This is a genomic window from Bacillus sp. FSL M8-0049 (assembly GCF_038593355.1).
GTDB classification, from domain to species: Bacteria; Bacillota; Bacilli; order Bacillales; family Bacillaceae; genus Bacillus; species Bacillus safensis.
The window spans coordinates 1-11385 of record NZ_CP151986.1; the positions used below are offsets into that span (position 1 = coordinate 1).

General features: G+C 42.7%; 7 protein-coding genes, 2 tRNA genes and 1 rRNA gene. All 10 read left to right on the forward strand.

Translation table 11 applies throughout. The features are described from left to right. On the forward strand, positions 1–1341 hold the full coding sequence (dnaA, locus tag NSU13_RS00005) for a chromosomal replication initiator protein DnaA (protein ID WP_024424073.1): 1341 nt from the start codon (positions 1–3) through the stop codon (positions 1339–1341). Positions 1342–1537: 196 nt separating this feature from the next. Beyond that, a complete protein-coding gene (dnaN, locus tag NSU13_RS00010; RefSeq protein ID WP_024424074.1) occupies positions 1538–2674 on the forward strand; it encodes a DNA polymerase III subunit beta in 1137 nt (378 codons plus the stop codon). A gap of 150 nt (positions 2675–2824) precedes the next feature. After that, on the forward strand, positions 2825–3040 hold the full coding sequence (yaaA, locus tag NSU13_RS00015) for a S4 domain-containing protein YaaA (protein WP_008360916.1): 216 nt from the start codon (positions 2825–2827) through the stop codon (positions 3038–3040). A gap of 16 nt (positions 3041–3056) precedes the next feature. Then, positions 3057–4169, forward strand: coding sequence for a DNA replication/repair protein RecF (recF, locus tag NSU13_RS00020; protein WP_041105878.1), 1113 nt, complete (start codon positions 3057–3059; stop codon positions 4167–4169). A gap of 17 nt (positions 4170–4186) precedes the next feature. After that, positions 4187–4432, forward strand: coding sequence for an extracellular matrix/biofilm biosynthesis regulator RemA family protein (locus tag NSU13_RS00025; RefSeq protein ID WP_034283648.1), 246 nt, complete (start codon positions 4187–4189; stop codon positions 4430–4432). Positions 4433–4489: 57 nt separating this feature from the next. Continuing rightward, positions 4490–6406, forward strand: coding sequence for a DNA topoisomerase (ATP-hydrolyzing) subunit B (gyrB, locus tag NSU13_RS00030; protein ID WP_034283656.1), 1917 nt, complete (start codon positions 4490–4492; stop codon positions 6404–6406). Between the two features lie 232 nt (positions 6407–6638). Further along, positions 6639–9143 carry a DNA gyrase subunit A gene (gyrA, locus tag NSU13_RS00035; protein ID WP_034283649.1) on the forward strand — a complete coding sequence of 835 codons (2505 nt, stop codon included), beginning with the start codon at positions 6639–6641 and terminating at the stop codon, positions 9141–9143. A 364-nt stretch (positions 9144–9507) separates the two neighbouring features. Beyond that, positions 9508–11056 (forward strand): 16S ribosomal RNA (locus tag NSU13_RS00040). A 95-nt stretch (positions 11057–11151) separates the two neighbouring features. Then, positions 11152–11228, forward strand: a tRNA-Ile gene (locus NSU13_RS00045). Positions 11229–11242: 14 nt separating this feature from the next. After that, a tRNA-Ala gene (locus NSU13_RS00050) sits at positions 11243–11318 on the forward strand. The last annotated feature ends 67 nt before the right edge of the window (positions 11319–11385 follow it).

Here is an 11385-nt window from a genome sequence, read left to right on the forward strand (position 1 = left end):
ATGGAAAATATTTTGGATCTGTGGAATAAAGCACTTCAAAAAATAGAGACAAAATTGAGCAAACCCAGTTTTGAGACATGGATGAAATCGACAAAAGCCCATTCTCTTCAGGGAGATACGCTTACAATTACGGCACCTAATGAATTTGCTAGAGATTGGCTTGAGTCAAGATATCTTCACTTAATTGCTGATACCATCTATGAACTAACAGGTGAAGAGCTCAGCATTAAATTTATTATTCCTCAAAATCAGGACGAAGAGGAAGCCATGCCAAAGTCTCCTATCAAAAAAATGTCTAAAGAAGAGCCCGTTGACATTCCACAAAATATGCTGAATCCAAAATATACATTTGATACTTTTGTTATTGGTTCAGGCAACCGTTTTGCTCATGCCGCTTCACTTGCAGTCGCGGAAGCACCAGCAAAAGCATATAACCCGCTTTTTATTTATGGGGGCGTTGGTTTAGGAAAGACTCACTTGATGCATGCGATTGGTCATTACGTGATCGACCATAATCCATCGGCCAAAGTGGTCTATCTATCATCTGAAAAATTTACTAATGAATTTATCAACTCAATTCGAGATAACAAAGCTGTCGACTTCCGTAACCGCTATCGGAATGTAGATGTGCTTTTGATAGATGATATTCAATTTCTAGCAGGAAAAGAACAAACACAAGAAGAGTTTTTCCATACATTCAACACACTTCACGAAGAAAGTAAGCAAATCGTCATTTCTAGTGACCGGCCTCCGAAGGAAATTCCGACACTTGAAGACAGATTACGCTCTCGATTTGAATGGGGCTTAATTACAGACATTACCCCGCCAGATCTAGAAACGCGCATCGCAATTCTGCGCAAAAAAGCAAAGGCAGAAGGCTTGGACATTCCAAATGAAGTCATGCTGTACATTGCCAATCAAATCGACAGCAACATTCGTGAGCTGGAGGGTGCTTTGATTCGTGTTGTTGCTTATTCATCTTTAATTAATAAAGACATTAATGCAGATCTAGCAGCTGAGGCGCTAAAGGACATCATTCCTTCATCAAAGCCTAAGGTCATTACAATTAAAGATATTCAAAGAATTGTAGGGCAGCAATTTAATATTCGATTAGAGGATTTCAAAGCAAAGAAACGTACGAAGTCAGTTGCTTATCCAAGACAAATTGCCATGTACCTCTCTAGAGAAATGACCGATTCCTCTCTGCCTAAAATCGGAGAAGAATTTGGCGGTCGTGATCATACGACTGTCATTCATGCTCATGAGAAGATTTCGAAATTAATTGTTGAAGATGAACAGCTACAGCAGCATGTCAAAGAGATCAAAGAACAATTAAAATAACCAAGCTGATATAATGAGTACGGGAAAATGTGAATAACTAGAGCATAGTCATACACAGTCTGTCCACATGTGGATAGGCTGTCTTTCCTTTCTTTTTCATGACTTATCCACATATTCACAAGCCCTACTATTACTTCTACGATTTTTATTAATAAAATATATATACATGTCATTAAGAAAATTTAGGAGGACCACTATGAAATTCACGATTCAAAAAGATCGTCTTGTCCAAAGTGTCCAAGATGTATTAAAGGCTGTATCCTCTAGAACAACGATTCCTATTTTGACAGGGATTAAAATTGTTGCGTCTGATGAAGGGGTTTCTCTAACAGGAAGCGATTCTGATATCTCAATTGAATCTTTCATTCCTCAAAGAGATGGAGATTTAGAGGTTATCACCATTGATCGTCCGGGAAGTATTGTGCTTCAAGCCCGCTTCTTTAGTGAAATTGTAAAGAAACTGCCTATGTCTACTGTCGAAATTGAAGTAGAACAAAATCACCTGACGATCATCCGCTCTGGTTCAGCGGAATTTAACCTAAACGGCTTAGATGCTGAAGAATATCCGCATCTTCCACAAATTGAAGAGCATCATGCATTTCAAATTCCGACAGATCTGCTTAAAAACTTAATTCGTCAAACTGTTTTTGCAGTGTCCACCTCAGAAACACGACCTATCTTGACAGGTGTAAACTGGAAGGTGGAAAAAGGTGAATTAATATGCACGGCGACGGATAGCCACCGTCTTGCTTTAAGAAAAGCGAAGCTAGATATTAACGAGGAAAGTTCGTATAATGTCGTGATTCCAGGGAAGAGTTTAACAGAGCTAAGTAAAATTCTTGATGATGGACAAGATCTTGTGAGCATCGTCATTACAGAAACCCAAGTTCTTTTTAAAGCACAAAATGTGCTGTTCTTCTCAAGGTTGCTGGATGGAAATTATCCAGATACAGCTCGTCTGATCCCGCAAGAAAGTAAAACGGATGTCGTGGTCAACACGAAAGAGTTCCTTCAAGCCATTGATCGTGCATCACTTTTGGCAAGAGAAGGACGTAATAATGTCGTGAAACTGTCAGCTGATCCTGAACAAAGCCTTGAAATCTCTTCTAATTCACCTGAGATCGGTAAAGTGGTGGAGACGGTTCAAGCAGATGACATTAAAGGGGAAGATCTTAAAATCTCCTTCAGTCCAAAATATATGCTGGATGCGTTAAAAGTATTAGAGGGAACAGATATTCATGTAAGCTTCACTGGTGCAATGAGACCGTTCCTGCTGCGTACGCCGAATGATGATTCTATCTTGCAATTGATTCTTCCGGTAAGAACGTATTAATTCAAACTAAAATGGCTGCTGTGTGAGTGCATAGCAGCTTTTCTTCTCGTTTTCCATGCTTTCTTTCATCCCAGTTGGCTTTCCCCCTTTCCTTCTTGTCTTGTTTTTTAGTACAATTAGATATTAGTGATATTGAAAGAGGTCGATACAATGCCTAATCTTATAACCATTGAAACAGAAATGATTACATTAGGGCAGTTTTTGAAATTAGCCGAAGTCATCCAATCTGGCGGAATGGCAAAATGGTTTTTAAGTGAACATGAGGTGTTCATTAATCAAGAGCCAGATAATAGACGGGGACGCAAACTATACCCAGGAGATGTTGTCGAGATTGAAGGTTACGGCACATTTCAAGTTGTGAATTAGAAACGGGTGACAATACATGTACATTCAAAGTCTGGCGTTAACTTCATACCGAAACTATGAACACACCGAGCTTCAATTCGACAATAAGGTGAATGTTATGATCGGTGAGAATGCCCAAGGTAAAACGAACTTGATGGAAGCGATCTATGTATTGTCGATGGCAAAGTCTCATCGTACGTCAAATGATAAAGAACTTATCCGATGGGACCAAGACTATGCTAAAATAGAAGGTAGAGTCATTAAAAAAAATGGTCCACTCCCAATGCAGCTCGTGATCTCAAAAAAAGGGAAAAAGGGCAAGGTCAATCACATTGAACAACAGAAGCTCAGTCATTATGTTGGTGCATTAAACACCATCATGTTTGCGCCAGAGGACTTAAGTCTTGTGAAGGGCAGCCCGCAAATCCGCAGAAGATTCCTCGACATGGAGATTGGACAAGTTTCTGCTGTCTACTTGCATGATTTATCGCTCTATCAAAAAATCCTTTCTCAGCGGAATCATTACTTGAAACAATTGCAGACAAGAAAGCAATCGGATCAAGCGATGCTGGAGATTTTAACAGAGCAGTTGATTGATGCGGCAGCGAAAGTGGTCAAAAGACGACTGACTTTTACGAAACAGCTCGAAAAATGGGCGCAGCCGCTGCATTTTGGGATTTCTAGAGAGCTAGAAACACTCACGCTCCAATACCAGACGGCAATAGAGGTATCAGAAGCGTCAGACTTGTCGAAAATAAAGAATAGCTATGAAGAATCGTTTCAGAAACTAAGAGAGAGAGAAATAGACCGAGGGGTGACACTGTGGGGACCTCACAGAGATGACCTGCTTTTCTTTGTGAATGGCCGGGATGTTCAGACATATGGCTCTCAAGGGCAGCAAAGAACAACAGCTCTTTCACTAAAGCTGGCAGAAATTGATCTGATACATGAAGAAATCGGAGAATATCCTATTCTTCTACTTGATGATGTGTTATCTGAACTTGATGATTACAGACAGTCTCATTTGCTCCATACCATTCAGGGGCGAGTACAGACCTTCGTCACCACAACAAGTGTTGAAGGCATCGATCACGCCACCCTGAAAGAAGCGGAAATTTTCAGAGTAGCCAGTGGAAAAGTAATTGACTGATAAATGAGGTGTGAGTCTTGTATATTCATTTAGGTGATGATTGTGTTGTTTCTACACGAGAGATTGTCGCAATTGTTGATTACAAAATGAGGTCGTCTTCTGTTGTAGAAGAATTTCTACAAAAACAGGAGAAACATATCATTTCGTTATCACAAGGGACACCCAAATCCATTGTCGTCACAACTGAGTCTGTTTATTACTCTCCTCTTTCCTCAAGCACGCTCAAAAAACGTGCTTCGTTTGTGATTGAAATTGAAGTCTAAAAGCTCAATTCATATAAATATATCGTTTAAGAAAAGTGTAGGTGAATGTACGTGGCAATGGAACAGCAACATAATAGTTATGATGAAAATCAGATACAGGTGCTTGAAGGACTAGAAGCTGTTAGAAAACGTCCAGGAATGTACATTGGGTCAACCAATGCAAAAGGACTTCACCATCTTGTATGGGAAATTGTCGACAACAGTATTGATGAGGCATTAGCTGGTTATTGTACAGACATTACAGTGCAAATTGAAAAGGATAACAGCATTACAGTAAAAGATAATGGCCGCGGGATTCCTGTTGGAATTCATGAGAAAATGGGGCGTCCTGCCGTAGAGGTCATTATGACTGTTCTTCACGCTGGCGGTAAATTTGACGGCAGCGGTTATAAAGTATCTGGCGGTCTGCATGGTGTAGGGGCATCTGTTGTAAATGCATTATCTACTACCTTAGACGTGACCGTATACCGTGACGGAAAAATTCATTATCAGCAGTTCAAACGCGGTGTTCCAGTGGGAGATTTAGAGGTTATTGGTGAAACAGATGTAACCGGGACAACAACCCACTTTGTGCCAGATCCAGAAATTTTCACGGAAACCATTGAATTTGATTACGATACACTTGCTAACCGTGTTCGTGAGTTAGCTTTCTTAACAAAAGGTGTAAACATCATCATAGAAGACTTGCGTGAAGGCAAAGAGCGGAAAAATGAATACTGCTACGAAGGCGGTATTAAGAGCTATGTAGAACATTTAAACCGCTCAAAAGAAGTCGTTCATGAAGAACCTGTGTACATCGAAGGTGAGAAAGACGGAATTACGGTTGAAGTGGCATTACAATACAACGATTCCTATACAAGCAATATCTATTCCTTCGCCAACAACATCAACACGTATGAAGGCGGAACACACGAAGCTGGTTTTAAAACCGGTCTAACGCGTGTCATCAATGACTATGCTCGTAAAAATGGCGTATTCAAAGATGGGGATGCGAATTTAAGTGGTGAAGATGTGCGAGAAGGCTTAACAGCCATTATCTCCATCAAACATCCAGACCCTCAATTCGAAGGGCAAACGAAGACAAAGCTTGGGAACTCAGAAGCGAGAACCATCACAGACTCCCTTTTCTCAGAAGCACTTGAGAAATTCTTGCTTGAAAATCCTGATTCTGCGAAAAAAATTGTGGAAAAAGGACTGATGGCAGCTCGTGCAAGAATGGCTGCCAAAAAGGCTCGTGAGCTGACAAGACGTAAAAGTGCGCTGGAAGTCTCCAGCTTACCTGGGAAACTGGCGGACTGTTCTTCTAAAGATCCTTCCATCTCTGAGCTCTATATTGTAGAGGGAGATTCTGCGGGCGGATCTGCTAAGCAAGGCCGTGATCGTCACTTCCAAGCGATCTTACCGTTAAGAGGGAAGATCCTAAACGTAGAAAAAGCTCGTTTAGATAAAATTTTATCGAACAACGAGGTTCGTGCAATGATTACAGCGTTAGGAACTGGAATCGGAGAAGACTTCACTTTAGAGAAAGCACGCTATCACAAAGTTGTGATCATGACAGATGCCGATGTAGATGGAGCGCATATCCGAACGCTTCTCTTAACATTCTTCTATCGTTACATGCGTCAAATCATTGAAAACGGTTATGTGTATATTGCACAGCCGCCTTTATATAAAGTGCAGCAAGGAAAACGTGTGGAGTACGTGTATAACGATAAACAGCTGGATGAGCTGTTAAAATCGCTACCTCAAACACCAAAGCCTGGACTTCAGCGTTATAAAGGTCTTGGAGAGATGAATGCTACTCAGCTTTGGGAAACAACAATGGACCCTGATGCGAGAACACTTCTTCAAGTCACACTTGAGGATGCGATCGATGCTGATGAGACATTTGAAATGCTGATGGGAGATAAAGTAGAGCCGAGACGGAACTTTATCGAAGAAAATGCACAATACGTGAAAAACCTTGATATTTAGATGAATCCCTCCTGAGAACAACCTTATTTCTTGTTTGGAATAAGGTTGTTTTTCAAGAAACAGGGGTGTGAAACGAATGTCCTGGTTTTCCGTGTTTTCGTTGATTTTCTAGTAAATTAATGTGTATAAAGCCGAGATTATTGATATAATGAAGAATAGTCTTGTGAAGATAAATACATATTTTACTCCCACATAATTTATTTCATGTGATACGTAAAGGGAGGTTCTTATAGTGAGTGAACAACATACACCAAATGTACGCGAAGTGAATATTAGTCAAGAAATGCGTACGTCCTTTTTAGATTATGCAATGAGTGTTATTGTTTCGCGTGCATTACCAGATGTGCGAGATGGATTGAAGCCCGTGCATCGAAGAATTTTGTATGCGATGAATGACCTAGGTATGACAAGTGATAAACCATTTAAGAAATCTGCACGTATCGTTGGAGAAGTTATCGGTAAGTACCACCCTCACGGTGACAGCGCTGTATACGAAGCGATGGTTCGTATGGCGCAAGACTTCAACTATCGAAATATGCTGGTTGAAGGACACGGAAACTTTGGTTCTGTCGATGGAGACAGTGCAGCAGCAATGCGTTATACTGAGGCGCGTCTATCTAAAATTTCAATGGAAATCCTTCGTGATATCACCAAGGATACGATTGATTATCAAGATAACTACGATGGCAGTGAAAGAGAACCAATCGTCATGCCTGCTCGTTTCCCGAACTTATTAGTCAACGGGGCAACAGGTATCGCTGTAGGGATGGCAACCAACATTCCGCCTCACCAGCTAGGTGAAGTGATTGATGGTGTACTGGCAATTAGTCAAAGCCCAGAAATGACAACACAGGAATTAATGGAGATCATTCCAGGACCAGACTTCCCAACTGCGGGACAAATCATTGGCCGAAGCGGAATCCGTAAGGCATATGAAACAGGCCGGGGCTCTATTACATTACGTGCAAAGTCTATCATCGAAGAAACATCCAGCGGTAAGCAGCGGATTGTCATCAATGAAATTCCATATCAGGTCAACAAAGCCCGTTTGATCGAAAAAATCGCTGATCTTGTGCGCGATAAAAAGATCGATGGCATTACAGATCTGCGTGACGAGTCTGATCGTAATGGAATGCGGATTGTGATTGAACTGCGAAGAGACGCGAACGCCCACGTTCTATTAAACAATCTTTATAAACAAACGACACTTCAAACGTCATTTGGGATCAACTTATTGGCACTAGTTGATGGACAGCCGAAAGTCTTGTCCCTCAAACAATGTCTTGAATATTATTTAGAGCATCAAAAAGTGATTATTCGCAGAAGAACAGCATATGAACTTCGTAAAGCCGAAGCAAGAGCTCATATTCTAGAAGGTTTAAGAATTGCCCTTGACCACTTAGATGAAGTCATTGCATTAATTAGAAGCTCTCAAACTGCTGAAATCGCGAGAAATGGCTTAATGGAGAACTATAGCTTGTCCGAAAAACAAGCACAGGCCATTCTTGATATGCGTCTTCAGCGCTTAACTGGTTTGGAAAGAGAAAAGATAGAAGAAGAATACAAAGGGCTTGTTGATTTGATTGCTGAGTTGAAAGCCATTTTAGCAGACAATGAGAAAGTTCTTGAAATCATTAGAGAAGAATTAACAGAAATCAAAGAACGTTTCAATGATACGCGCCGTACTGAAATTGTGACAGCAGGTATTGAAACAATTGAAGACGAAGATTTGATTCCTGTTGAGAACATCGTGATTACGCTGACTCATAATGGTTATATCAAGCGTCTGCCTGCATCAACATACCGCAGTCAAAAAAGAGGCGGTAAAGGTGTTCAGGGAATGGGAACCAATGAGGATGATTTCGTAGAACAGCTGATTTCAACATCTACCCATGATACGATCCTCTTCTTCTCTAATAAAGGGAAGGTCTATCGTGCGAAGGGATATGAGATTCCTGAATTCGGACGGACAGCGAAAGGGATTCCGATTATTAACCTGCTTGAAGTAGAAAAGGGAGAGTGGATTAATGCCATTATTCCGGTAAGCGAATTTGATGAAGATTCGTATCTCTTCTTTACAACAAGACACGGTGTATCAAAACGAACCTCATTGTCTCAGTTTGCCAACATTCGAAACAATGGACTTATCGCATTAAGTCTTCGTGACGAAGATGAACTGATGGCTGTCCGTTTAACCAATGGAGAAAAACAAATCATCATTGGTACGAAAAAAGGTATGCTGATTCGTTTCGACGAGACAGATGTTCGTGAAATGGGGCGTACGGCAGCTGGCGTGAAAGGAATTACGCTTTCTGAAGATGACATCGTCGTTGGGATGGAAATCCTTGAGCCAGATGCAAACGTATTGATTGTCACCGAAAAAGGATATGGTAAGTTAACACCTGAAAAAGAATACCGTGTTCAAAGTCGGGGCGGTAAAGGTCTTAAAACATGTAAAATCACTGACAACAATGGTCCGCTTGTCGCAGTGAAGGCGACGAATGCTGAAGCTGAAGAGGACTTGATGATTATTACAGGAAGCGGTGTGATCATTCGTATGGCCGTTTCAGACATTTCAACAACAGGTCGAGTCACTCAAGGTGTCCGCCTGATCCGTCTAGGTGATGATGAACATGTCGCTACAGTGGCATTAGTTGAACAATCACAAGAAGATGATGAAGAGAATAGTGAAGAAAACGTAGAAACTATAGAGTCAGATCAAGAGCAATCTGAGTAAAAATAAAGCCGGTTTTTCACCGGCTTTATTTTTTTCTAAAAAAACATGAGTTTTTTTGAAATTTATAATGCTTTTTTCATAGATATGTGTTAATCTTTCAAAGGAGCAAAAAGAGGCTCTATTTTTTATCTCTTTTACAGTGGAAACTTCTTAAAAAAATAAAATGTTTTTCAAGAAAAATGTTGACTGTTGATAGAGATATATGATATATTTAAGTGGTCGCTTTAAGAGAGTGACAAACAAGTTCTTTGAAAACTAAACAAGACAAAACGTACCTGTTAATTCGAGTTTTTATAAAAAAATCCTATGAAATTTCATAGGTAGTCAGTCAAACTGGCGAAAAGCAAAACTTCGGTTTTGTACTTTTTCGGAGAGTTTGATCCTGGCTCAGGACGAACGCTGGCGGCGTGCCTAATACATGCAAGTCGAGCGGACAGAAGGGAGCTTGCTCCCGGATGTTAGCGGCGGACGGGTGAGTAACACGTGGGTAACCTGCCTGTAAGACTGGGATAACTCCGGGAAACCGGAGCTAATACCGGATAGTTCCTTGAACCGCATGGTTCAAGGATGAAAGACGGTTTCGGCTGTCACTTACAGATGGACCCGCGGCGCATTAGCTAGTTGGTGGGGTAATGGCTCACCAAGGCGACGATGCGTAGCCGACCTGAGAGGGTGATCGGCCACACTGGGACTGAGACACGGCCCAGACTCCTACGGGAGGCAGCAGTAGGGAATCTTCCGCAATGGACGAAAGTCTGACGGAGCAACGCCGCGTGAGTGATGAAGGTTTTCGGATCGTAAAGCTCTGTTGTTAGGGAAGAACAAGTGCGAGAGTAACTGCTCGCACCTTGACGGTACCTAACCAGAAAGCCACGGCTAACTACGTGCCAGCAGCCGCGGTAATACGTAGGTGGCAAGCGTTGTCCGGAATTATTGGGCGTAAAGGGCTCGCAGGCGGTTTCTTAAGTCTGATGTGAAAGCCCCCGGCTCAACCGGGGAGGGTCATTGGAAACTGGGAAACTTGAGTGCAGAAGAGGAGAGTGGAATTCCACGTGTAGCGGTGAAATGCGTAGAGATGTGGAGGAACACCAGTGGCGAAGGCGACTCTCTGGTCTGTAACTGACGCTGAGGAGCGAAAGCGTGGGGAGCGAACAGGATTAGATACCCTGGTAGTCCACGCCGTAAACGATGAGTGCTAAGTGTTAGGGGGTTTCCGCCCCTTAGTGCTGCAGCTAACGCATTAAGCACTCCGCCTGGGGAGTACGGTCGCAAGACTGAAACTCAAAGGAATTGACGGGGGCCCGCACAAGCGGTGGAGCATGTGGTTTAATTCGAAGCAACGCGAAGAACCTTACCAGGTCTTGACATCCTCTGACAACCCTAGAGATAGGGCTTTCCCTTCGGGGACAGAGTGACAGGTGGTGCATGGTTGTCGTCAGCTCGTGTCGTGAGATGTTGGGTTAAGTCCCGCAACGAGCGCAACCCTTGATCTTAGTTGCCAGCATTCAGTTGGGCACTCTAAGGTGACTGCCGGTGACAAACCGGAGGAAGGTGGGGATGACGTCAAATCATCATGCCCCTTATGACCTGGGCTACACACGTGCTACAATGGACAGAACAAAGGGCTGCAAGACCGCAAGGTTTAGCCAATCCCATAAATCTGTTCTCAGTTCGGATCGCAGTCTGCAACTCGACTGCGTGAAGCTGGAATCGCTAGTAATCGCGGATCAGCATGCCGCGGTGAATACGTTCCCGGGCCTTGTACACACCGCCCGTCACACCACGAGAGTTTGCAACACCCGAAGTCGGTGAGGTAACCTTTATGGAGCCAGCCGCCGAAGGTGGGGCAGATGATTGGGGTGAAGTCGTAACAAGGTAGCCGTATCGGAAGGTGCGGCTGGATCACCTCCTTTCTAAGGATATATGGAGCAGCGTACGTTTTCGTCTTGTTTAGTTTTGAAGGAACTTGCAAAAGATCCTACAACATCATATCTTCGATATGAAAGATGGGCCTGTAGCTCAGCTGGTTAGAGCGCACGCCTGATAAGCGTGAGGTCGGTGGTTCGAGTCCACTCAGGCCCACCATCTTCTATTAAATCGGGGCCTTAGCTCAGCTGGGAGAGCGCCTGCCTTGCACGCAGGAGGTCAGCGGTTCGATCCCGCTAGGCTCCACCAACGTGTTCTTTGAAAACTAGATAACAATAAGTAATACATTCACATTGAATGCAATGCAAAGTTCATC

What these genes read in the sequence shown, in the direction of transcription:
- yaaA (WP_008360916.1), top strand. Translation starts at nt 2,825, where the DNA reads ATGCCTAATCTTATAACCATTGAAACAGAAATGATTACATTAGGGCAG.
- dnaA (WP_024424073.1), top strand. Translation starts at nt 1, where the DNA reads ATGGAAAATATTTTGGATCTGTGGAATAAAGCACTTCAAAAAATAGAG.
- dnaN (WP_024424074.1), top strand. Translation starts at nt 1,538, where the DNA reads ATGAAATTCACGATTCAAAAAGATCGTCTTGTCCAAAGTGTCCAAGAT.
- recF (WP_041105878.1), top strand. Translation starts at nt 3,057, where the DNA reads ATGTACATTCAAAGTCTGGCGTTAACTTCATACCGAAACTATGAACAC.
- gyrB (WP_034283656.1), top strand. Translation starts at nt 4,490, where the DNA reads ATGGAACAGCAACATAATAGTTATGATGAAAATCAGATACAGGTGCTT.